General features: G+C 41.2%; 18 protein-coding genes and 1 tRNA gene. 8 read left to right on the top strand and 11 right to left on the bottom strand.

What is annotated here, in order from left to right; translation table 11 throughout:
* Positions 1 to 55 precede the first annotated feature (55 nt).
* Entirely contained in the window at positions 56 to 706 is a 651-nt protein-coding gene (locus NSMS1_RS21270) for a DUF4276 family protein (protein WP_224086736.1), read from the bottom strand.
* On the bottom strand, positions 703 to 1,860 hold the full coding sequence (locus NSMS1_RS21275) for an AAA family ATPase (RefSeq protein ID WP_224086737.1): 1,158 nt from the start codon (positions 1,858 to 1,860) through the stop codon (positions 703 to 705). The genes NSMS1_RS21270 and NSMS1_RS21275 overlap by 4 nt, the downstream gene beginning before the upstream one ends.
* A 325-nt stretch (positions 1,861 to 2,185) precedes the next feature.
* Between NSMS1_RS21275 and NSMS1_RS21280 the strand changes: the two genes are divergently transcribed.
* The 3 genes from NSMS1_RS21280 to NSMS1_RS21290 all read left to right on the top strand — a co-directional run bounded on the left by NSMS1_RS21280 (position 2,186) and on the right by NSMS1_RS21290 (position 5,557).
* Complete coding sequence (locus NSMS1_RS21280; protein WP_224086738.1) at positions 2,186 to 2,956, top strand: red chlorophyll catabolite reductase; 771 nt, start codon at positions 2,186 to 2,188, stop codon at positions 2,954 to 2,956.
* Positions 2,957 to 2,996: 40 nt separating this feature from the next.
* Entirely contained in the window at positions 2,997 to 4,037 is a 1,041-nt protein-coding gene (locus NSMS1_RS21285) for a nitrilase-related carbon-nitrogen hydrolase (RefSeq protein ID WP_224086739.1), read from the top strand.
* Positions 4,038 to 4,144: 107 nt separating this feature from the next.
* Positions 4,145 to 5,557: an aldehyde dehydrogenase family protein gene (locus NSMS1_RS21290; RefSeq protein ID WP_224086740.1), complete on the top strand. Its 1,413-nt coding sequence runs from the start codon at positions 4,145 to 4,147 to the stop codon at positions 5,555 to 5,557.
* 119 nt (positions 5,558 to 5,676) lie between these two features.
* Here NSMS1_RS21290 and NSMS1_RS21295 read toward each other — a convergent pair whose 3' ends face one another.
* Positions 5,677 to 7,020, bottom strand: a complete 1,344-nt coding sequence (locus NSMS1_RS21295) for an OmpP1/FadL family transporter (RefSeq protein WP_224086741.1) — start codon at positions 7,018 to 7,020, stop codon at positions 5,677 to 5,679.
* 363 nt (positions 7,021 to 7,383) lie between these two features.
* Here NSMS1_RS21295 and NSMS1_RS21300 point away from each other — a divergent pair, with 363 nt between their 5' ends.
* Positions 7,384 to 8,250, top strand: a complete 867-nt coding sequence (locus NSMS1_RS21300) for an oxaloacetate decarboxylase (protein ID WP_224086742.1) — start codon at positions 7,384 to 7,386, stop codon at positions 8,248 to 8,250.
* Positions 8,251 to 8,349: 99 nt separating this feature from the next.
* Here the strand turns inward: NSMS1_RS21300 and NSMS1_RS21305 are convergent, their stop codons facing one another.
* Positions 8,350 to 8,817 (bottom strand): Hsp20/alpha crystallin family protein, encoded by a 468-nt coding sequence (locus NSMS1_RS21305; RefSeq protein ID WP_224095298.1) that lies wholly within the window; start codon positions 8,815 to 8,817, stop codon positions 8,350 to 8,352.
* Between the two features lie 209 nt (positions 8,818 to 9,026).
* Positions 9,027 to 9,992, bottom strand: a complete 966-nt coding sequence (locus NSMS1_RS21310; RefSeq protein WP_224086743.1) for a stage II sporulation protein M — start codon at positions 9,990 to 9,992, stop codon at positions 9,027 to 9,029.
* An 81-nt stretch (positions 9,993 to 10,073) separates the two neighbouring features.
* Between NSMS1_RS21310 and NSMS1_RS21315 the strand changes: the two genes are divergently transcribed.
* Both NSMS1_RS21315 and NSMS1_RS21320 read left to right on the top strand, forming a co-directional pair.
* On the top strand, positions 10,074 to 10,928 hold the full coding sequence (locus NSMS1_RS21315; RefSeq protein ID WP_224086744.1) for a glycerophosphoryl diester phosphodiesterase membrane domain-containing protein: 855 nt from the start codon (positions 10,074 to 10,076) through the stop codon (positions 10,926 to 10,928).
* Positions 10,929 to 11,052: 124 nt separating this feature from the next.
* A complete protein-coding gene (locus NSMS1_RS21320) occupies positions 11,053 to 11,844 on the top strand; it encodes an RDD family protein (RefSeq protein WP_224086745.1) in 792 nt (263 codons plus the stop codon).
* 215 nt (positions 11,845 to 12,059) lie between these two features.
* Here NSMS1_RS21320 and NSMS1_RS21325 read toward each other — a convergent pair whose 3' ends face one another.
* From NSMS1_RS21325 to alaS, 4 genes are all read right to left on the bottom strand, one after another.
* A complete protein-coding gene (locus NSMS1_RS21325) occupies positions 12,060 to 12,800 on the bottom strand; it encodes a hypothetical protein (protein ID WP_224086746.1) in 741 nt (246 codons plus the stop codon).
* A gap of 28 nt (positions 12,801 to 12,828) precedes the next feature.
* On the bottom strand, positions 12,829 to 13,194 hold the full coding sequence (locus NSMS1_RS21330) for a hypothetical protein (RefSeq protein ID WP_224086747.1): 366 nt from the start codon (positions 13,192 to 13,194) through the stop codon (positions 12,829 to 12,831).
* A 10-nt stretch (positions 13,195 to 13,204) separates the two neighbouring features.
* Positions 13,205 to 14,317, bottom strand: coding sequence for a hypothetical protein (locus tag NSMS1_RS21335; protein WP_224086748.1), 1,113 nt, complete (start codon positions 14,315 to 14,317; stop codon positions 13,205 to 13,207).
* 129 nt (positions 14,318 to 14,446) lie between these two features.
* Complete coding sequence (gene alaS / locus NSMS1_RS21340; RefSeq protein ID WP_224086749.1) at positions 14,447 to 17,089, bottom strand: alanine--tRNA ligase; 2,643 nt, start codon at positions 17,087 to 17,089, stop codon at positions 14,447 to 14,449.
* Between the two features lie 1,028 nt (positions 17,090 to 18,117).
* Between alaS and NSMS1_RS21345 the strand changes: the two genes are divergently transcribed.
* Entirely contained in the window at positions 18,118 to 19,116 is a 999-nt protein-coding gene (locus NSMS1_RS21345; RefSeq protein ID WP_224086750.1) for a GGDEF domain-containing protein, read from the top strand.
* 74 nt (positions 19,117 to 19,190) lie between these two features.
* Here NSMS1_RS21345 and NSMS1_RS21350 read toward each other — a convergent pair.
* Positions 19,191 to 19,263: transfer RNA gene (locus NSMS1_RS21350), tRNA-Arg, on the bottom strand.
* A 40-nt stretch (positions 19,264 to 19,303) separates the two neighbouring features.
* The gene (locus NSMS1_RS21355) at positions 19,304 to 20,506 is read right to left on the bottom strand and encodes a murein hydrolase activator EnvC family protein (RefSeq protein ID WP_224086751.1); all 1,203 of its coding nucleotides are present in this window, start codon (positions 20,504 to 20,506) and stop codon (positions 19,304 to 19,306) included.
* 266 nt (positions 20,507 to 20,772) lie between these two features.
* Here NSMS1_RS21355 and NSMS1_RS21360 point away from each other — a divergent pair, with 266 nt between their 5' ends.
* Positions 20,773 to 22,209 carry an MFS transporter gene (locus tag NSMS1_RS21360; RefSeq protein WP_224086752.1) on the top strand — a complete coding sequence of 479 codons (1,437 nt, stop codon included), beginning with the start codon at positions 20,773 to 20,775 and terminating at the stop codon, positions 22,207 to 22,209.
* Positions 22,210 to 22,730: the final 521 nt, after the last annotated feature.

Raw genomic sequence — 22,730 nt, forward strand, 5'->3', positions numbered from 1 at the left:
GAGATAATTACAGTGAGTAATGCCCACTACAGATCCTTAGATACTTAAAAGCAAGTCAGATTGAAATTATGTTTTCCACACGCAACAACCAATGATGAAAATGTTGACATTCCTGGCGTATTTTATCCAACCCGATATCTAGTGCCAGTACTGAACCATGTAGTACTTTGTCGTAGCCATTGCAACAATTACGGATTCTTTTTGATGGCGCTGTTAGTGGATTGTCATTAATATATTCAGGAGAAGGAAAGGCGTTACGTTCGGATTGCAAAATATCAACGACACTTTCATCGAACCATTGAGCAAACGCTTGTGGCTGACTGTACAAAAGCCCTTCAAATTCATGCACCAACAAATTCGGGATAAAATTATTGTGACCAATATCCTTGCCCATCTCTCGTTCTAAATGTTCAGCCTTCTCGAATGGGTCGCTAGTGTTGGGTATGGAATCACTTCCTGGAAAATCATCAGGCAAGGCATACATATCAAACATGGTAGTAACAAACGCAGTTTTATCTTCCAAACACTTCTGATTTAATTGCCGTTTGATTTTGGCATAACTCACAACTCCACCCTTACCGGTGGAACTGGTTTTGACAAGAATCGGATTGAAGTAGATACTTTTGCTTAGAAAATAGTCGTAAAGCAGTTCCCTGACAAAAGTTTCCTCAGTTTGCCCTTCTACAAAAACATTGACCCGCATCATCTGGCAGGTCTCCCGCCCAGGATGTTCTTTTTCCAAAGCTCACCCAAGCTATAATCTTCTAGCCATGCTTCCAACTCGTGCTGATTCAGCCTGTGAAGGTAAGACTTGCCTTCATTGCGGTCTACAACAATTACATCACTGGCTGCAAATTCGTTGAGCAGTTCGACAGATTGAGTAGAAACAATTACCTGCTTAGAGGTAGTACGGATCAAAGAAGCCAGTACTGTGATAGCATAGGGATGAAGACCTAATTCTGGTTCATCAACTAGAATTGTTTCCGGCTGGAGGTCTTCAGGTTGTAGAAAAACCGTGACTAGACAGATAAAACGCAGTGTGCCATCTGAAAGCAAGTGTGCCTTGAAGGGAATATCCTGCCCACGCTCAAACCATTCTAACTCAATCACCTCCTGATTATTTGGAGAAGGACGCAGGTAAAAGTCTCCAAAAAAAGGCGCAACAAGTCGAATAGTTTTAACTATTTTTTGATATGAAGCTGGGTAGGTGTCGCGCAATAGATACAGGAAGGCTGCAAGGTTACGTGCATCAGGACGCAGGTAAGCATTGTCATTGATACCTTGCGGTTGTTTTATGTAAGCGCTGTCACTGGTGTCATGAAAATGATAAACTCGCCACTGCTGCATGGCTGACAAAATATACTCATCAATTTTGGTTCTTGTACCAGTGAAAAGCTTTGTCTCAAAATGACCCCTACCTATTACATCCTTACCACCTCCTTCAGCGTCATCTTTAGGGGGTAAAGACTGAGGAATCATGAAATTACCTACACCCTTCATAAAATTCCCTTTCCACCAGAAAGATTCCTTAGCAAACATCAGCCGATTATCTTGGGTTGGTTCTAGAGTAGCGGAGTAATCATTATTGCCGAAATATAGCTCAAACCGTAATTGTTCAGTTGTTTTTCGTCCAAAATGTAATAAGGCATCAGGGCCGCCTTGACGACTGACAAAAACTTGCAGGTTTTCCTCTAGTAATTGCCCAATCATGCGGAAGAAGCCGATAAAGTTGGATTTTCCCGCACCATTAGCACCAATTAAAATGTTCACTTTTGATAGTTCAAGGTCACAATTGGCTATAGATTTGAAGCCTTTTAAAACTATTCTCGACAGTTGTTTATCATGATTATTTTCTGTCATGAACAGTCTCCCAATATACAAGCTCTTTATCTGCTGGTTTCACTTTATTTGCTAATTGGAGTGAACTTAACGCCTTTTCTGCTAATAGGCTTTAAAAATGAGGTAGTAGCCAAATTATAACTTTAATCTGCATACACTTATACCTCATGCCTTGAGTCGATTTTTCAATCTTCACAACTGATTAAGCCGTAAAATAATTAACCAACAACTAATTCTCTACTTCCAGAGAATTAGATATGAACTCGAACATAAGCAAGATGTAACTGCTGTATATTCAAATTAGGTTTATTTGCATATAACACTATCAAAAGCGGTATTGCAAACGATGGTTCAACAGCAAATTCCTGTAGATAATACAGCCATATTTAAGCAATTATGGGGTATTACCAAAGAACTCCGCCAGAAAATAGACGCGCGTTTTGAACTACAGCCAGATCCTTCTACCAAAGATTTACAAAACTATCAGGCGCAAGTAGGTGCAGCCCACGGTTCACTGAATACTTTTTCTGGTACAGAAATTGATTGGTTAGTGCATTCATGGTTACGCGAACCAAACTCAGGGTTTTGTAATATGCACTTAACTATTTGGTTAGGGTCGCATATTCGCGTTCCCCATTTGGCTTTTGCTTTCGCTACCGTACCACACTTATTCTTCTATATAGATTATATCGCTCGGAGTGATTTATTTACTGACTTAGATTACCTAGACCGCTACTACGAACCAGCAAATGAAAGATATTTAGCATTTGCTAATGATGAACGCTTCCAGCAATATATTAGTAAAACTCTTTACATTCGTCAGGTACAATCTCAGACAAGCCTTTGTTACACCAGCGCAGTCACGGAAGAAACAATTGCCGCGCTAAGTTCAGTCGCTCATGAGATGATAGATCGGTGGTTAGTTTGGGTTGATAAAGCCGAAGCTGTCCCAGAATCAGAACGTGTTGCTTTAGCCGAACGTGATTTAATTATCCGCCGGGCGATCGCCGAACGCGACCCAGATAATAAAGTTGCAGTACGGCTATTTGGCGAACAAATGACAGATAAATTAGTGCGATCGCTTTGGGGAGGAGACAGAATAATTCGTAATTCGTAATTATTTTCTTCCCCACTCTCCACTCCCTACTCCCTCCTCTATGGCAAACCCTGATTATCTCAATTCATTTCGCGCTTTGGCGTTGCAAGTTACTTGTCATGCAGTCAATCATGCAAGCGATCGCCAAGAGGCTGGGTTGATGATGCAAAATACAATTAACCGCTTGGCACAACAAATTGCTGCGAGTATTGCTTTTATTGGGGTTGACTGTCGCTTAATTGTGCTGCCAGAGTATTTTCTGACTGGCTTTCCGATGGGGGAACCTTTGCCAGTTTGGGCTGAGAAAGCTTGTTTGGAAATTAACGGTGCTGAGTATGAGGCTTTGGGTAAAATTGCCCAGAAGCATCAAATTTTTTTAGCTGGGAATGCTTATGAACTCGACCCTAATTTTCCTAATTTGTACTTTCAAACTTGCTTTGTAATTGACCCTTCTGGCACAGTTGTTTTACGATATCGGCGGTTAAATTCTTTGTTTGCGCCTACACCTGGGGATGTTTGGGATAAATATCTTGATTGTTATGGATTGGAGGGGGTTTTTCCTGTAGCTAAAACTGCCATTGGCAACTTAGCAGCTTTGGCATCAGAAGAAATTTTATACCCAGAAGTGGCGCGATGTTTGGCAATGCGAGGGGCAGAAATCTTTCTACATTCGACATCAGAAATTTATAGTAAAAACCTCACCCCCAAAGATGCGGCCAAAATTAGTCGCGCAGTAGAAAATATGGCATACGTGGTTTCTGCTAATACCGCCGGAATCACTAATATTCCTATTCCTATTTCCTCGGCTGATGGCGGTTCTAAAATCATTGACCATCGGGGAATCGTTTTAGCAGAAACAACTACAGGCGAAAGTATGGCAGCCTTTGCCGAAATAGACCTAGCTGCATTAAGACGCGATCGCACTAGACCAGGGTTAAATAATTTACTCTCCCGCCAAAGATTTGAACTCTACGCCCAAAGCTACAGTCAGGCACAATTTTACCCAGCAAATACTATGCTGAATAAAGAAGTAGATCGCAAACACTTTATACAAACACAACAAGCAACTATTGAACGCCTAACGCAGTTAGGGATTATTTGATGGGAGTGGGGAGTCATCAATTCAAAATTCAAAATTCAAAATTAAGAAATACTGCCTTTTGACTGTTGACTATGGACTATGGACTAATGACTAATGACTAATGACTAATGACTAAAAAAATAGAAGTTCGCAATCCACGGACTGGAAAATTTGATTACGTGATTATACCGCCGCCGCCGAGGTTGTTGGCACAGCAATGTAACCGGGCGCGACGGGCGCAGACACGTTGGCTACAGTTGGGTGTGGAAGGGAGAATTGCTGCACTACAGCAATGGAAGCAAGTTATATTATCTCGACGTGAACAACTTACAGACGCTTTGGTTAATGATACAGGCAGATTATCTATATCAGTATTAGAAATTGACTCTTTTCTCAACAGTATTGATCGCTGGTGTGGTTTAGCACCAGAATTACTCCAAGATTCTGCCAAAAATACTGGTATTCCTTTTATCGCTTTACAACAAACATCTGTTCCTTATGCTTTAGTTGGGGTAATTAGTCCGTGGAACTTTCCCCTGCTACTGTCGATGATTGATACAATTCCGGCGTTGCTGGCGGGTTGTGCTGTGGTTGTTAAACCTAGTGAAATTGCACCCCGGTTCGTCGCGCCATTGTTGATTGCATTGAATGAGGTTCCTGACTTGCGCGATATCTTACTCTTTGTTGAGGGAGGCGGGAGAACTGGGGCTAGTTTGATTGATTATGTTGATTTGGTATGTTTTACAGGGAGTGTGGCTACAGGGAGGGAAGTAGCAGAAGCGGCAGCTAGACGGTTTATTCCTGCTTGTTTAGAATTGGGAGGGAAAGATCCGGCGATCGTTTTAGAATCAGCCAATTTAGAATTAGCCACCTCAGCTATTTTGTGGGGTGCGGTCGTCAATAGTGGACAATCGTGTTTATCTATTGAACGAATTTATGTTGCTGAATCAATATTTGAAGACTTCTATCATAAATTAGTAGCCAAAGCCCACCGTCTACAACTAGCTCACCCTACCGTAGAAAGTGGCGAAATCGGCCCCATCATTGCCGAAAGACAAGCTGGTATTATTAACGATCATCTTTTAGATGCAGTAGAAAAGGGAGCTGTTATTCATTGCGGTGGGAAAGTAGAAGATTTAGGCGGAGGTTGGTGGTGTCGTCCCACAGTGCTAACTAATGTGAACCATTCGATGAAAGTTATGAGTGAGGAGACTTTCGGCCCTATTATGCCAGTTATGCCTTTTTCTAGCGTTGAGGAAGCAATACATTTAGCTAATGATTCAATTTATGGCTTGAGTGGGGCTGTGTTTGCTGGTTCGGAAGCTGAAGCCCTAGCCGTTGCCCGGCAATTAAATGTAGGTGCTATTAGTATTAATGATGCGGCTCTGACTGCCATAATGCACGAAGGAGAGAAAAACGCTTTTAATTTCTCCGGGATGGGTGCTTCTCGCATGGGTGCAGCAGCTTTAAAACGGTTCACGCGCAAACAGGCATTTTTGATTAAAACTAGTTCAATCAATGACCCTTGGTGGTTTGAATAAAGGGAGTGGGGAGTAGGGAGTAGGGAGTAGGGAAGTGAACAGTGGACAATGGACAGTGAACAGTGAACAGTGGACGTAACCTGTCAACTGTCAACTGTCAACTGTCAACTGTCAACTGACTAAAACTGCCAATTCGCTTGTATACCGATGATGTCTACTGAACCATCAAACTCACCTCTGAGGGTGTCTCCTGTGGTGTTGGTTTGAATAATTGAACTATTGTCAACGAATATATGCGTGTAGCCAACGTCAATATTAAATGATTTAGAAGGTTTATAAGTTGCACCGATACCGACTAGAGTGCGATCGCCTCCTGGTAATCTTGCGGTGTTAAACTCTTCTTTGATGGGGCTTGGATCAAAAGTCACACCAGTTCGCAGCGTTAAGCGATCATTGAGTGCGTAGTTTACACCCACCCCTACACGGTAGGTATCCTGCCAATTCTCCGGCTGTACGGTATCTGGTTGACTTGGGTTGTCATATTCAACTCGCAGTTCTTTAAAACGACTCCAGTTTGTCCAGGTGACATCGCCAACAACGGAAAGGCGGGGATTAACTTGGTGGTAAACTGCGAGGGATAAGTTATCGGGAAGGTTGACAACAGCTTTGGCTCCTGTGTCTGTAAATGCTCCAGTAGCAGTTAAACGACTAGCGTAGGCGTAGCCCGCCGCAGGCATCGCTGGTACAGTGAAATCAGCGTTACCCCGAATATCTTGTCTAATGGGAGAACGGTAGCTTAAACCAATGCGTGTACTCTTGCTTGGTTCGTACATAATCCCTAAATTATAGCCGACACTCCAATCTGAGCCTGTGACTTTGACAAAACCGTCAGCCTGTTGTGGTCGTAAAGGCAAACCCCGGCTTCCGCCAATTGCACCAAAGTCAATGGCATTAGAGAGGGTAGCTTCAGCATATTGAATATTTAAACCCGCACCAACAGAGAAGTTATCACTCAACTTAGCGGCAATGGTAGGATTAAAATTAATTGTCGTCAGTTTCGATTCTACAGCTTGATAACGTCCCACCCAGTCCCGATCATAGCTTGTAGCTAACCCAAAAGGAACGTTAACTCCTATACCTAATTTTACGCGATCGGAAAGACTCCAAGCGGCGTAGAGATTGGGTACAGCAATATCTATACCTGCATCACCACTATTACCACCAGTCAAGGCTGCACCTGTAGCTACCGTTGAACCTTGGTTTTGAAAATTGATTGTCGGAAAAATGGCAAAAGTTGAGCCTACAAGAGAAGTATCTTCTATCAGAGTTAACCCAGCCGGATTATAAAAGATAGTACTGGCATCATAAGCCGCAGCCGCACTCCCAGCAAAAGCATTACCCATACTTTTAACACTCTGTTCATTCAGAGCAAATCCCCCGGCCTGTGCTACGTTGGCTGTATTGTTTACTCCTAACACCACCAGTATTGGCAATAAAGCCAAATTCACCCGCAACTGTATCATTTTATATTTGAACTTGAAAACGTTTTTAAATATGTTAAGTAAGTAGCGGCAATTAAACAATGTTCAAGAAATATAAAAATCATGAACATTGGTTTGTAGTAAGGGCTTTAGCCCTACAGTTAGAGTTAAAGTCCTTACTACAAACCTGTAATTACTTACGCTGACTTACCTATCAAATTATTAAACAATACGGTATCTTTGCAGTAATTATTTAACAACTCTTTGACTAATAATTTAGTGTTAAATTATTGACAAAAAATCCTAAATATGTTTAATACTAATAACATATATTATGAGAATTTAATTAATTACGAATTACCCCATTGTTGTATTCTCTAACTGTTGTGTAATTTGTATTTTTCTATGTCTTCTAGCCAAAAACTGCGGCAGTTACTTGCAAAACCTGAAATTATTGTGATTCCTGGTGTTTATGATTGCCTAAGTGCAAAATTAGCTGAAAATATAGGTTTTGATGTAGTGGCTACTAGCGGTTTTGGTATTGCTGCATCTACTTTAGGTTTGCCAGATTACGGTTTTCTCACAGCAACGGAAATGTTATATAGTGTGGGGCGTATCGCTCAATCTGTGAGTATGCCTTTAATTGCCGATTTAGATACAGGCTATGGCAATGCTTTAAATGTAACGCGGACTATTAAGGATGCTGTGCAGTTGGGTGTGGCGGGTATATTGCTGGAAGACCAAGAATGGCCGAAGAAATGCGGTCATTTTGAAGGGAAACGAGTTATATCCAAAGCTGAACATGTTCTCAAAATTCGCGCAGCCGTGGAGGCGCGTGGTGAGAGTTGTTTAGTCATTATCGCCCGTACAGATGCCCGTGGCCCACTAGGTTTAGAAGAAGCGATCGCCCGTGGTCATGCTTATATTGAGGCAGGTGCAGATATACTATTCGTAGAAGCGCCGCAATCTGTGGCAGAATTAGAAGCGATCACCGCAGCTTTTCCTAACACACCTCTAGTAGCCAATATTGTGGAAGGTGGCAAAACTCCCCAAATCTCTGCCACAGAGTTGCAAAATTTAGGTTTTAAAATTGTCTTTTTCCCACTTACAGGTTTATTAGCAGTTACCCAAACTCTCACAACTTGCTTAACTCATATCAAAGAACAGGGAACCACAGCTAATTTTACTGATATAGTTAACTTTCAAGATTTTCAAGCCCTTGTGGGTGTTCCCCAATTCCTGCAAATGGAACAAAAGTTTTTGGAGAAGTAGAGTTGATATTGTGGGATGGGCATCTTGCCCGTCCGTTGTATAATTTGGGGCAGGCAAGATGCCTACCCCACAATAATCATGCCTTAACTTGGTAATGCTTTAACCAATATTCACTTTCACCACTTTATTTCTTTCCGACTCTGCTTTGGGCAAAGTAAGACGAAGAATACCGTTTTTGTACTCAGCTTGTACCTTATCGTTTTGAATTAAAGTAGGTAATGGAATTACTCGTTGGAATTTACCATATCTAAACTCGGAACGAGTTATGCCATTTTCTTCAGTCTTGGTTTCAGATTTGCGTTCCCCGCTAATCGAAATTGATTCTGGACTAGCTTCTACATGAATATCATTTGCATCTAAGCCAGGTACTTCCAGACGTACATGAACGGCATCTTCAGATTCTTCGAGTTCAGCCGCCGGGACAAATGTAAATCCCGTTCTTTCACCGCCATCTGTAGGCATTAATCTATCAAATAGGCGGTTCATTTGCCGTTGCAAGGTATCAATTTCGCGGAATGGTTCTAAGCGTTCAATTTCCCGGAATGGTTCCCACCGCATAATTGCCATAATGTCACCTCGAAAATGCACTATTTGCTTATCAGAAGCCATTTAAGCTTTTTGAGGTATATTTTTGGATTGTTCTGAATTAACATTTAAAAAGCTTAATCTTTAGCTTCTTTACTATTAAGATTATATCAATAATAAACACTTGTAGGTTCGGTTTTATGAACAGGTGCGATCGCAATAACCGTACTCCTAAAATATTTACTCTAAATCTATCTTTTAACTGATGATTTTTGCCGATTACAATACATAAATAAAAGCATAAATAGACTAGTACCTAGTAAATACTTAAGAGGTTCAGGAATCCTGGGATTAGGTGAGATAAATCCTTCAATAATCCCTGCAATAACTAACATTGGCACGATACCGAAAACTAACTGTACAGCTTGAGAACCGTAGAGTTTCAAGGCATCACCGCGCCGATATTCACCAGGAAATAAAATGGCTCTTGCTAATAACAACCCAGCCCCACCTGCAAAAAAGATAGCGGGTAATTCTAAAGCACCGTGGGGAAAAACGAACGCCCAAAAAGGATAAGCTAAGTTATTCTGCCCTACTAATGTAGCGATCGCACCTATAAGCAAGCCGTTAAAGACCATGAGATAGACTGTAAATGCCCCGGCTGTGATTCCGCCAGCCACCGCACCAAAGGACACTTTGATATTGTTAATCATAATGCCGCTTGAAGCTAAAGGTTCAATCCCCACGATTGACCCCATCCACAATTGATGCTCATCTCGTACTTTAGTAATTAACCGTTCTGGTACAATTAACGACATAAATGTCGGGTCTTGCCAAGCATACCACCAAGCAATGACTAGCCCTAGAATAAACAAAGTTGTAGCTGTGGCAGTATACGCAAATGTTTGCTGTATCGCGGCTGGTAGCCCCCATCGGTAAAATTCAACTACTGCTTGCCATTCCTGCCTTCTGGAACCTTGGTAAATTTGCGTATAGGCACGACTTGTTAAGGATTGTAAATTATGTATCAAAATATTACCGACTTGCTGCGTCTGGGCGCGTGCTAAATCTGCCGCTACTGAACGATATAAACTCGCTAACTCTCTAATTTCGGAGGCTTTGAGAGACTTGAGCCTCTTGGTTTCTACCTTTCTTAATAAAGCATCTAAACGCTGCCAATTTGCTTCGCGCCGTGCTACCCAACGTTGAATATTCATAAATTTTGGGAATATTAGCAATTAACGTACTTTAAGATAGCCTCAAAATCACACCAGTAATTTCAAGGAAATTTTGCATCTATGGCTGGAAACTTTGGTTCGCCCAATCCTACACAACCTTTAAGTGTAGGCAATGTTGTCAGTGCAGGGCTACGCTTGTACCGTTCTCATCTTAAGGACTACTTTTTATTAGCCTTAAAAGCTTATGTCTGGGTACTTGTGCCGATTTATGGCTGGGCTAAGTTTTATGCCCTCAGTGCGCTAATTTCGCGCCTAGCCTTTGGTGATTTGGTCGATCAGCCTGAGAGCATCTCATCAGGGCAGCGTTTCGTTAACTCTCGATTATGGCAGTTTTTGTTGGTTTTGCTCTTATTATTTCTCATCGGTATTGGCATTGGCTTGGGTGTAATAATTTTTTCTGCCTTACTAGGAGCGTTATCTGCGGTACTTGTTGGGGGAGTAGGACAGCAAGGTAATCCTGCTACTTATCTTGTGTTTATTCTTATCGCTTTTGCACTTGGGATTGTAGCACTCTTAGGGATTTTATGGCTGGTGACACGTTTTTATCTGGTAGATTTACCCTTAGCTGTGGAGGAAGGTATAGAGGCTACTTCTGCTATTAGCCGTAGTTGGGAATTAACTCAAGGTCATGTTTGGCGAATACTGTTAATTACCTTCGTTGGTTTCTTGATTACACTTCCCATTCAAATCGTAGTGCAGATTATCACATCTATTTTACAAGCAATATTTTTACCTTTAATTCGGGATGGTAATACCATATTTGCTTTGCTTTACTTTGTCCTGGTTTTAGGTCTCAGTTTTGGCGCTGGAGCGTTGCTAATACCCTTCTGGCAAAGTATCAAAGCGGTAATTTATTATGATTTACGTAGTCGTCGTGAAGGTTTAGGCTTAAAGTTACGCGATCGCGAAGTTTAGTTATTAGTCATTAGTCATTAGTCAACAGTCAACAGTCAACAGTAATTAATTATTCTCCTCTGCTCCCTCATCTCCCTCATCTCCCCCACTCCCTACTCCCTACTCCCCACTCCCCATTTTGTCTATGCACCTGTTTAACCGAGTCAGATACCGTACACCTGAAAGTGTAGAGTTGGAATTTACCCTTGCGGGGATTGGAAATCGCGCCTGGGCTTTAATGATTGATTATCTGATTTTAGCTGTGACTTGGGTGGTGTTTTTTCTTGCCTGGGTATTTATTTCCGCACAGTTAGTAGATTGGTGGACGCAAACTTTTGGTTCGGCTGTAGGGCTTTGGCTAGTGGCGATCGCATTTATTATTAGCTTTGCGATGTACGCTGGTTACTTTGTCTTTTTTGAGACTTTATGGCAAGGACAAACCCCTGGTAAACGCTCAGTTAAAATTCGTGTAGTCCGAGATGATGGTAGACCAATTGGGATGCAGCAAGCGACTTTACGCGCTCTATTGCGCCCTTTCGATGAGTTTTTGTTCCTCGGCGCTTTTTTAATTATGTTTACTCGTCCAGAAAAGCGCCTTGGTGATTTTGTCGCTGGTACGATTGTGATTCAAGCTGAAACCCCAGCCTCATCTAATTTGAGTATTTCTGAGGCTGCTAAATCACTTCATCAAGAGTTACTGCGAATAACCGATTTATCAATATTATTGCCGGATGACTTTGCTGTGATTCGTGAGTATTTACAACGACGTAGCACAATGACAGCTAAAGCCAGAAGTGCTTTATCTATCAAATTAGCCGAACAAGTTCAAGAAATTCTTCATTTAGAAAAAGTACCAACCACTAGTTCTGATGTCTTTCTAGAGGCTGTTTATCTTGCATATACCCTAGATTCCACAGGTAAGTCAGGAGATGTATAGTATTTTTTATTTATGACAGGATCAGCCTCACAAATAATAGCAATTCAAAATAGCAATTTGTAGAGACGCTGCACGCAACGTCTCTACATCATTATTGGGTGCAATTTCATAGAGAATTGGTATTTGGTATTACTAAATCCAAAGTTTGCGTGACTTTTTTGGGTTGCTCTAGGCTTAACCCAACCTACTTTTATAGTTTGAAAACACGCCTTATTTTAAGTATCACTCTCATACAAAATTTTTAAATGAGCAGGTAAATCTATTTCTTGAAACTGTTCCGCAGGAGTAGTAGGAAGTCCGCTTAATTCCGATAAATCTCTAATTTTTCTAGCTAATATTTCAATTAAACTTCCATTCTGAGTTAATTGAAATAAATCTTCCTTTTCTAAAACAACTATAATTTTATTTGTTCTGGCATGAAAAATTATCTGGCGAAGTCTACAATCACTAACTGCTCTTTGTCTTGTACTATCTCGTTTAGGAAATCCTGATGCCCCATTTAATGTAATAAAAATACCAAGACCTGCACCTCTTAAATTATGCTCCATAATGCTGCATAATCGAGCAAATTGCTTATCTGGTAAAGGTGAATTTGTAGCCTTTGCTTCAATTACTATATCTCTCTTTTCCCGGTCAAGATATAAAGTTTTACACATTACATCCCAGGACAGATCATCTCCACTTACTAATAAATCATATTGAGGCCCTGCGGACTGGAAACTTTTGATAGTTTGGACACCTTTTAGTCCTTTAAATAATAAAAGTACAATCTGTTCCAAGAGTTTGCCTGCATCCTGGGTTTGTTTGCGTGTTGGCTTATCTAATTGTATATATATATTAAGTTCATCTAAATACTTGGAAAGTTGTGCATCTGCTTTATACAAATAAGAAGCTAATTTATTTAATGCTGGATTTCCTGACTCCAAGGACTTCATCGCATTAATAATGGATTCCACAAGATTGTCCTGGCTTTGCATGAATCAATCAAACAAATTCAATTGGTTGTTTAGATATAGCCATAAGATCAAACGATAACTCATCATAAGTTTCCACAACGTTCTCACAATTGGGACAAGTCCAAGGTAGATCAGGAAAGCCTGTACCATAAGGTATTGCATCTATAGGTACATCTGGTTCACAATTATGATATATTAGCAGCTTCATCTCACAGATTCCTTTAGATTCCAGGTCTGCTAAGAGTGCTAGAGCATCAGAGTATTCTATACCTAATTGCACAGCAAGTTGATGCGGCATTACGTTGGTCGATGCCTTCATAAAATACTTGCTCAGTTCCGCTTTTTGATTTTCAGATAAGAAGCCCAAATGACTCTTGTGGATGAAGCTAGTCATGACCTTAGCCTTAAAGTCCAAGTTCTCTCAGCAGAAATTCAAGAACGGACGTACTACCACCATAATACCCTGAATGGCACTTGAGATGCTGAAGAGAATCTTGTGTTGTAGAGTGAGGTTTTAGTCCAAAATAGCAGTGTGCTTTAATAAGACGCTTGAGTTTAACTTTTTTTAACTGGTCTATCTCCATTTCAGCCTGAGATAATTCCTGATCTAGTTGAAACTCATAAGATTTAGTACCCCATTCTTTAATCAAAGTTAATAAAATAGCGTCTTCAGCATCATGAATTTTTTCTGGATCACCTACTAAACCAAGTTTATCTAAAACCGAATTAGCTAATTTCTCTGAAAGAGCTTGTAATCCTTCAACATCAATTTCCTTAACTCCTGCGCTATGAGCATTGATAGCTAGTCCAGATGCTTCTGCTCTAATACGTAAATGTCGCCATTTATATGGGAAATGATTAAGATATTTATCCCACATCTCATGCAAAACAAGCTTATGAAGATTGGGAGAACTCCATTGTGCTTGGCAATGTTGAGCCAATTCGTCAAAAAAACCAGGAATATGATGCCAGAAAGGAAATTGAGAGGGTTCTATCCGTTCACTTGTTGTTGAACTAAAGGTAAATCCATTCCAAGATAAAGCTACATAATCTTGTGCTAACTCAGCAATAACAGACCAGCGAATATAACGCTCATCCGTTTGACCAGCATCTCCCGATCCTCGACGCACATAATCAACAATTCTTCGAGTTCTGATATACCATTTTTTATTAGGTTGAGTCGGTTCTTGAATTGGCCCATACCAACCTTCATTACCAAATTCTTGTAATAAAGATGCAGCAGAATTTAGTTTTGGTGTACCAGTGCAAGCACCTATTTTCAAGCTTAACCATGTTCTCGACTGTTTCACATATGCTAATAATATTTCATCTGAAGTAAGCTTACCTGCTTCAAGTGCATTGACTATATTTAATGCTAATTCACCTTTTTTAGCTCTACTTGCTCCAGATGAAATAAGTTGGAGGGTTTCAACAGTAAACTCATTACTAGATAAAAACTTATCACAAAATTCCCTACCCGGAGAAAACCCTTGATCAACAAAAGCGTTAATACTCATAAACTATTGCTTAAAATATTGTGTCTATGCACTTGAAAGGTCGTTAAAAGAAGAGCATAGCAAAAAGTATATACGCCTAAGCAATTAATAGTAGGGCAGGTAAAATACCCGCCCCTCAAAAAACAAAACTTAAGACAAAGCAGAGTTTAACTCGCTCTGTGCTTGTTCCAAAGCTTCTGATAACTTACTAGCATCGCGTCCCCCAGCTTGGGCGAGGTTTGGTCTACCGCCACCGCCACCGCCGCAGATTTTGGCGATCGCACCAATAAATTTACCCGCCTGTAAGCCTTTCTTGTTGACTTCTGGGCTAAAAGCTGCCACTAAGCTCACTTTGTCAGCTTCGGGAACGGAACCTAGCACCACCGCACCATTACCGATTTTCTGTAATAGGCGTTCGGCTGCACTTTTCAAGGATTCGGGGTCAACGCCTTCTAACTGGGCGACTATAATTTTATGGTCGCCTACAGTTGCGGCTGTTTGCAGTAAGCTGTCGGATTTAGCGATCGCCAGTTGTGATTTCAGATTCTCCAGTTGCTTCTCGGCTGTTCGCAGTTCGTTTTGCAGTGTGGTGATTCTTTCGGGTAGTTCTTCTGGTTTGACTTTAAAGCGATCGCTTAAATCTTTAACTACTTTATCCCTTACATTTAGGTAATCCAACACAGCCGGGCCGGAAACCGCTTCAATGCGTCGCACACCAGATGCAACGCCAGCCTCAGAAATAATCTTGAATACGCCAATTTCCGCCGTATTGCTAACGTGTGTACCACCGCACAGTTCCATCGACACACCAGGGAAATCGATTACCCGCACTTCATCACCATATTTCTCCCCAAACATGGCTACAGCGCCCCTAGCTTTAGCCTCAGCTAAGGGTAATATTTCGATTTTCGCAGAGTGGGCTTCCGCAATCCAGGTGTTAATTTGTTCTTCGACTTGTTGAATTTCCTCTGCTGTCAAAGCGCGGGGACAGTTAAAGTCAAAGCGCAATCTGTCGAAGGAAACCAAAGAACCAGCTTGAGATATTCCCTCATCAACGAATTTCTTCAACGCTGCTTGTAATAGGTGAGTGGCGGTGTGGTTAGCTTGGGCGCGACGACGACAAGAATGATCAATTTGGGCGGTGACATTATCGCCTACCCGCAGAGTTCCCCGTTCGATGCGTCCGAAGTGAACAAAGAAATCCGATTCCTTCTTCACATCTTCCACCCGCACGACAATACCATCGCCGGAGATATAACCGCGATCGCCTATTTGTCCGCCAGATTCAGCATAAAATGGCGTTTTGTCAAGGACAACTTGGACATCTGTTCCCGCTTCGGCTTCTTCTTGGGAAACACCACCTACTAACAAAACTTCCACCTTCGCCGTCGCCGCAGGTTGGCTATAACCTATAAACTCGGTGGCTTGGATGTGTTCGGCGAGTTTGTCGAGGGAACCTTGTACAGTTAAGTCAATGGTTTCGTGGGCTGCTTTGGCGCGTTCCACCTGCTTTTGCATCTCGACATTAAAGCCGTCTTCATCAACAGTTAGGTGATTTTCCTCAGCGATTTCTTGAGTGAGTTCTAGGGGAAAACCAAAAGTATCGTAAAGGGTGAAAGCACTCTCACCACTAATTACAGTTTGCCCTTGCTTCTTCACCTGTTCGATAATTTCCGCTAGGAGTTTTTCACCCCTATCAAGGGTTTTGAGGAAGTTGGCTTCTTCCCGTGCGAGTTCCGCCTTGATTGAGGCTTCCCGTTGGCGGACGTTGGGGTATGCTGACTCGGAAAGAGCGATCGCCGTTTCCGCAACCTGGGTGATAAACTCCCCAGTAATCCCAATCAAGCGTCCATGACGCACCACCCGCCGAATTAATCGCCGCAGCACGTAACCCCGTCCCACATTTGAGGCGCGGATTTCATCAGCAATCATGTGAACTACAGAACGCACATGATCACCGATAACCTTTAGGGAAACTTTGGTATTCTCGTCGCTGCTGTGGTAATCAATCCCAGCAATTTTTGCTGCTGTTTCGATAATCGGGAAAATTAGGTCTGTTTCGTAATTATTCGGCACTTTTTGGAGAATTTGGGTAATTCTCTCCAAGCCCATTCCTGTATCAATGTTTTTGTTTTGCAGTGGTGTCAAATTACCCGACGCATCGCGGTTGTACTGCATGAATACCAAGTTATAGAACTCGATAAACCGGGTATCGTCTTCTAAATCTATATTCTCATCACCCCGTTCTGGGTGAAAATCATAATAAATTTCCGAACAAGGGCCACAGGGGCCAGTGGGGCCAGATACCCAAAAGTTATCATCTGCACCCATGCGCTTGATTCTCGCTTCCGTGACACCAATTTGATCGCGCCAAATAGCGTAAGCTTCATCATCTTCCTCAAAGACGCTGACTACTAAGCGTTCCTTGGGTAAGCCAAAAACTTCGGTGGAGATTTCCCAACCCCAGGCGATCGCTTGTTCTTTAAAATAATCACCAAAGCTGAAGTTACCCAGCATTTCAAAGAACGTTTGGTGGCGTTTGGTGCGTCCGACATTTTCGATATCGTTGGTACGAATACACTTTTGTGAAGTTGTCGCCCGTTTAAATTCTGGTGTGCGCTGCCCCAGGAAGATTGGCTTAAATGGTAGCATCCCCGCGATCGTCAGCAGCACGGTTGGATCTTCTGGCACGAGGGACGCACTTGGTAAAATCTGGTGTCCCCTTTGAGCGTAGAAGTTGAGGAATCGAGAACGAATTTCGTTACCGCTTAGGTGCTGGGGGTTTGAAGACATGGGAGGAAAATAAAAAGTAGTTTAATTTAACCAGGGATTAGGTATTAGGGAGGGGTTTTAAGAACTGGAAATAGTTCGGTTTATATTTAATTCCTAGTTTCCTGTTCTCAGTCCCTAATATTCAATACTGACAAAATATGTCTCAAGAAAGAACTATGCCAAAAATTCAGCCACGTCAAGAGGGAAGTCTATTAAGTGGATTTTCATAAGCAGCTTTATATATTTTTGCATTTTGTTTGCTTTTGCTGCCAGCAGCCTTGGCAAATAAGTTATTTACCGTGTTTATACTAGGTTGCATGTAAAGAATATTTAATTACTGTCTGTATCCAGTTCGTCTTACTGTGCTTGAGGTTAAGTAGCAATTGGCGAGTGAGAAGTTGCTAAAAACGTCAACCAATTAATATTTTCAAATATTGAAAAAGTTTTAAACAATAGTAATTTTCACTTACTTAAATAACAATAATATTTACGTTTAATGTTCCTATCTTCTCCTCAAGTACAATCTAACAGCCAAATAATTTATCAAATTCTTAATAATTACCTATAACAATATTTTATTCATAATAAATACTGAGAAGATGAGTTGGCTTTATATAATTTTTAATCAAAAAAATAGTATTTCTACTAATTTTTTCATTTGTAAAACAATTATAACTATTTATTAAAAATGTATAACCATTATTTCGGCTGATATAAAAACGTAAAATTTATTGTGATTTTACGTGTTTTTTGGCTTGAATACCTTAAAAATACGGTTATTTTGGCAATTTTACCAAAAATTTTAAGTATTTTTACTGTTTGAAAAATACGCAATAAAAAGTGAAACTCAATAAATGTAAGGATTGTTATATATTTGACATCTATCATTGGGGGTATCTTAAGAGTAAATTAAAATTCGTAGGTATATTTATATTCAAAGTTAAGACTGTATCGGTATATATAAAAATCTCCTGTTTTCAGAGAAGATATGTTCACGAATCGGCGAAATATTAGTAATCCCTATTAAAGTAAAGGCGCAAAATAAAGCCATGAACATGAAGATTCTGGTCTTTGGAAGTTATGACTTTCTTACAAAACTTCCCGATCAGATCCATGAGAGAGCTACTGTTGATTTAGTAGCAATTATGGATTTTCACCAAGCAGTAATACAAATTCAAACTGCATCGCCTGATGTCATATTTGTACAGGCGAGTCTCAATGGTAGTGTAGAACTTTGTGGCTGGTTAAAAGAACAAACGCAGTTATCTTGTATACACTGTATTTTGGTGGAAGATCGTCTGCAACAATTAGTACAGCGAAATCAAAACGGCTGGAACTGGGAATTGGAGATGACAACCGCAGCGCTTAATCAAGGTGCAGATGCGTATATTTGGCAAGGGGAAGCAGAAGAGATAGCTACCCATCATCTGATGTTAGGACAATTAACGGTAGGTTTACGTAAAGCCCAAAAGTACCGGGATTTGCTTGAGAAAAACCATATCTTATCAGCGATCGCTCTAGCGGATTCGTTGACAGATTTGAATAATCGCCGTGCCTTAGATTGGGAGCTACCTAGACAAATTACCAAAGCTAGGAATCAACACACTCCCCTGAGCATGGTGATTTTGGATATAGATTATTTCAAAAGAGTCAATGATCAGTATGGACATTTAGTAGGCGATCGCTTGTTGCAATTGTTGTGTACACGTCTGCGTCATAACTTACGTTCTCAAGACACCGCGTTTCGTTACGGGGGTGAGGAGTTTATTGTCCTTTTGGCTCATACCACTGGTGAGGAGGCGCTGATAGTAGGAGAACGCCTCAAGCGGATAGTAGGTGAGCAGCCCTTTGGTATCAATAGTAAGCTGACAATAGATATCACAATCAGCTTAGGTGTTGCTAGTTTGGAAGATGATGATGACGAACAAGGTATGAGCCTGTTACATCGTGCCGATCAATGTTTACTCGCAGCTAAAAAGTCTGGACGGAACCGTGTCATGGGTTGGCATCATTTATCCCCACACTCAACTTTGGAAGCTGTCTCTTAATAGTTATTGGTCATTAGTCTATGGTACTTATGCCATACTAAAATATTAGGGCAACATACGTATATTATAAATAACGAGCGCGGAGGGATTTGAACCCCCGACCCACAGAACCGGAATCTGTTGCTCTATCCACTGAGCTACGCGCCCTCGTCTTGGAAAATTATATCATACCTTAGAACATTTTAGGCTACAGATAATCGGCTGGGTTGACTGGTGTACCGTTGCGTCGTACTTCAAAATGGAGGTGTGGCCCGGTAGATAAGCCAGTGGAACCGACAGCCGCGATCGCCTGTCCTTTTTGTACTGATTGCCCCTCGGATACATACAATTGACTAGTATGGCCGTAAAGTGTAGTGATGCCATTGCCGTGATCAATAATTACAGCTTTACCATAACCCCCATACCAGCCAGCCATAATTACTGTTCCTGAATCCGCAGCCCTAATTGTACTGCCATAACTAGCGGCAAAATCTAACCCAGCATGAAAGCGCCGATAACCCAGAATGGGATGTATCCGCCAACCGAAGGGACTACTTGTCGGTGCATCGCTAGGTAAGGCAAACAAGCCTGTTCCCTTCATGAGAACGTTAGTTCTAATGTTGGCTTTTGTTTGCGCTTCTTCTGTTGCTTTGGCTTCGGCTATCTTTTGCTGAATCAAAGTTTCTAAACTTTTGGAATCCCTTTCTAGCTGATTTTGTGCAGCTTCTAAGGCGAGGCGATCGCTATTTAAACGCTGTATCAATTCTGACTGAGTTTGTGCTTGAGTTTGGTAATCTGCTTTTTGTGCTAGTAGTTGTTCCCGAAGCAAAGCAATTTCGTTCTTTTGTTCTTCTACCTCTGTCTTTTGTTTATAGATTATGTCTGCTTGCGCACTGAGTTTCGCCAAAATCTTCTGATCAGCCTGATAAACTAACTTCAACTGATGACGACGGCTGATAAAATCACTAATATCTCGGCTTTGTAGCAAAACAGCCCATCCTTGACTAACAGGCGATCGCTGAAGATAACGCAACCTTGCTACAGTTGCTACTTGACGTTCTTCGTAAGCCCGTTGTGTAACAGCTAAGTTTGCCTCTAGCTGTTGCAGACGTTGGGAAGCTTGCTGTAAGCGTAATTCACTATCTTTGATTTGGCTATTAGTAGTTTGTAAGTTTTGAGCAATACCAGTAAGACGATTTTGTGCCGCTTTTTGGAGATTCGTCAGGCGATCGCTTTCTTGTACAATATTTTGGTGTTCTTGCTGAATCTGTTGCTTTTGCTGTTTTAGCGTGTCAATTGAAGGCGATATATTAGCGAAGACTGGCATGAGTGTTAGTAAAACACAAAAAACACAGCACAATCCAATACATAATTTTATAAGTCTTGTTTGTCGAAAAATTGGCGCTTTCATGCCGTTATCTTCAGCCAAGGAATTGCAAGCATAAACAGCATTGTTCCCTAAAGTTGGCAGAATCTAACATTGCAGTTGACAGTTGACAGTTGTTACTCTCCCCCATCTCCCTCTACTCCCTCATCTCCCCACCCATAATATATAGCTAGGGGATGCCTGTAATTATTTCCTTGGGGTCATGCTCAGACACCACAGTATAAGTAAAAATACGACTTATGCTTGGGAAAATATGGCTGCTTGTAATAGGCTGAGTCACTTATACAATTATGGATTATGTATCTATTGAGACTGCAACTCCTCTGACTTCGGAAATTCTCCCCATTACTCCACCAGAAGCAACACTTACCCTCACCACTAAACCAAGTCTTCGCATTCCCAAGGATGTAATACGCACAAGTTTAAAAGCATCAACTATAGATTCTGTATTCGCCACAGTCTATTCTTTGGGTACAAGTGGCATTTTGCTGAGTAATTTCTTAATAGAGTTAGATGCTAACCCAGTAGTATTTGGGATGTTATCTTCTATCCCTATGCTGGTGAATTTGATTCAGCCTTTGGGTGCTTACTTATCTGAGCGTACCACCAGCCGTTTTCAATATTCTATGTGGATTTTTGGCACTGCTCGGTTCTTGTGGCTGATTTTATTTATTGGAGTGATTTTATTCAACTGGGGGAGCTTCAGTTCTCAACAGTTAAAAATATTGACATTATCAATTTTATTACTCACCAATTTATTGGGAGGTTTAGGAAGCCCATCTTGGTTAAGCTGGTTAGCTATGATTGTACCTCGGCGTTTACGCGGTAGGTATTTCGGATTGCGTAATAGCGCAGCTAGTTTAACTAATTTGATTTGTGTACCCTTAGCTGGCTTGCTTGTCTCTCACTGGTACGGTGGAACTATCCAAGGTTTTGGAATTGTACTTTTAATCAGTATTTTATTTGGGTTTTTGAGTTTGGGGTGTCAATACTTCAAAGTGGATGTAAATCCTCAATTGCAAAATGCGATCAGCTACGCTGGGCGGAACGCCATCGCTCAACCCCCGCAAACAACTAAAGTTAGTCATATAGCCGAACCAACTACCACAAGCGAAATTACTCCACCACAAAATGAGTCACCCAGCATTTGGAAAAACTCTAACTTTTTAATGTTTCTGTTTTATTTCGGTTGCTGGATGTTAGCTGTCAACATTAGCTCCCCCTTCTTTAATCTTTACATGCTAGACACCCTCAACCTAGATGTAAGTTGGGTAACGCTTTACGGTAGCCTCCAAGCTGGAGCAAATTTGCTCATGTTAATTTTGTGGGGTAAGTTAGCAGATAAAATAGGCAATCAACGTATTTTAATTATTATCGGCATTTTAGTAGCACTAACACCATTACTCTGGTTAGGAATTGGTGCTGATACTTGGGGCGTTTGGATATGGTTTCCTTTACTACATCTTCTGCTCGGTGGACTATGGGCAGCAGTAGATTTATGTAATAACAATATCCAGTTAAGTATTGCCCCAATTAAAAACCAGTCAATTTATTTTGCGATCGCCTCTGCTGTAGCTGGAGCCAGTGGCGCTTTAGGCACAACCATAGGCAGTATTATTGCTCAATTTCCTCAATACGGAGGTTTATTCGCCGTCTTCATCCTATCTACAGGCTTACGCTTAGTTGCCCTAGTTCCGTTGTTCTTTGTCCAAGAACCAGGAAAATAGGGAGTAGCTTTCAAGGGTAGGGAATTAAAAATCAGGCAGTAGAGAGAGTGATTTGAGATACATAGAGTTGTGAAGTCAAGATGTGCCACGGCTCAGGGAAAAAACTATCGATTGCTAAAAATCCACAGCGAAAACAACTTAAGCAACAATCGAGGACACTGTTTTTAAAGTTGCGTCGTGTTGGCATTTTGCTTCCCACACCCTTTGAGTTCTTCGCCGTATCTGCCTTGCTTATTTTTGTGGGCTGACAACAGTAGTGTATTTTACCGCCTAAACTGTCCCTTGCTTAACCCCCTAACCTTGAACACACTCCCCACTCTCAATTTATTGAGTCATGATGAATTAGCGGTCAAAAATTGGGCATTATTCATGAGTGGATAAATTGCTGATGACTGAATTGCAAGTAGTGAGGAAACATAACGTGATTTTTCTTGAGTATTTATTCTTACATCAAAATAATACTTGGCGTTAAGTCATTGCTAATATTAGTTAAACCCTATAAACCTGACTATCATTAGATT

The sequence above is a fragment of the Nostoc sp. MS1 genome (assembly GCF_019976755.1).
GTDB lineage: Bacteria > Cyanobacteriota > Cyanobacteriia > Cyanobacteriales > Nostocaceae > Trichormus.

Coding starts and splice junctions, on each gene's coding strand:
- NSMS1_RS21275 (WP_224086737.1), bottom strand. CDS start 1,860: ATGACAGAAAATAATCATGATAAACAACTGTCGAGAATAGTTTTAAAA.
- NSMS1_RS21310 (WP_224086743.1), bottom strand. CDS start 9,992: ATGAATATTCAACGTTGGGTAGCACGGCGCGAAGCAAATTGGCAGCGT.
- NSMS1_RS21300 (WP_224086742.1), top strand. CDS start 7,384: ATGTCTTCTAGCCAAAAACTGCGGCAGTTACTTGCAAAACCTGAAATT.
- NSMS1_RS21315 (WP_224086744.1), top strand. CDS start 10,074: ATGGCTGGAAACTTTGGTTCGCCCAATCCTACACAACCTTTAAGTGTA.
- NSMS1_RS21330 (WP_224086747.1), bottom strand. CDS start 13,194: ATGACTAGCTTCATCCACAAGAGTCATTTGGGCTTCTTATCTGAAAAT.
- NSMS1_RS21355 (WP_224086751.1), bottom strand. CDS start 20,506: ATGAAAGCGCCAATTTTTCGACAAACAAGACTTATAAAATTATGTATT.
- NSMS1_RS21295 (WP_224086741.1), bottom strand. CDS start 7,020: ATGATACAGTTGCGGGTGAATTTGGCTTTATTGCCAATACTGGTGGTG.
- NSMS1_RS21280 (WP_224086738.1), top strand. CDS start 2,186: ATGGTTCAACAGCAAATTCCTGTAGATAATACAGCCATATTTAAGCAA.
- NSMS1_RS21345 (WP_224086750.1), top strand. CDS start 18,118: ATGAACATGAAGATTCTGGTCTTTGGAAGTTATGACTTTCTTACAAAA.
- NSMS1_RS21320 (WP_224086745.1), top strand. CDS start 11,053: ATGCACCTGTTTAACCGAGTCAGATACCGTACACCTGAAAGTGTAGAG.
- NSMS1_RS21285 (WP_224086739.1), top strand. CDS start 2,997: ATGGCAAACCCTGATTATCTCAATTCATTTCGCGCTTTGGCGTTGCAA.
- NSMS1_RS21305 (WP_224095298.1), bottom strand. CDS start 8,817: ATGGCAATTATGCGGTGGGAACCATTCCGGGAAATTGAACGCTTAGAA.
- alaS (WP_224086749.1), bottom strand. CDS start 17,089: ATGTCTTCAAACCCCCAGCACCTAAGCGGTAACGAAATTCGTTCTCGA.
- NSMS1_RS21270 (WP_224086736.1), bottom strand. CDS start 706: ATGATGCGGGTCAATGTTTTTGTAGAAGGGCAAACTGAGGAAACTTTT.
- NSMS1_RS21360 (WP_224086752.1), top strand. CDS start 20,773: ATGGATTATGTATCTATTGAGACTGCAACTCCTCTGACTTCGGAAATT.
- NSMS1_RS21290 (WP_224086740.1), top strand. CDS start 4,145: ATGACTAAAAAAATAGAAGTTCGCAATCCACGGACTGGAAAATTTGAT.
- NSMS1_RS21335 (WP_224086748.1), bottom strand. CDS start 14,317: ATGAGTATTAACGCTTTTGTTGATCAAGGGTTTTCTCCGGGTAGGGAA.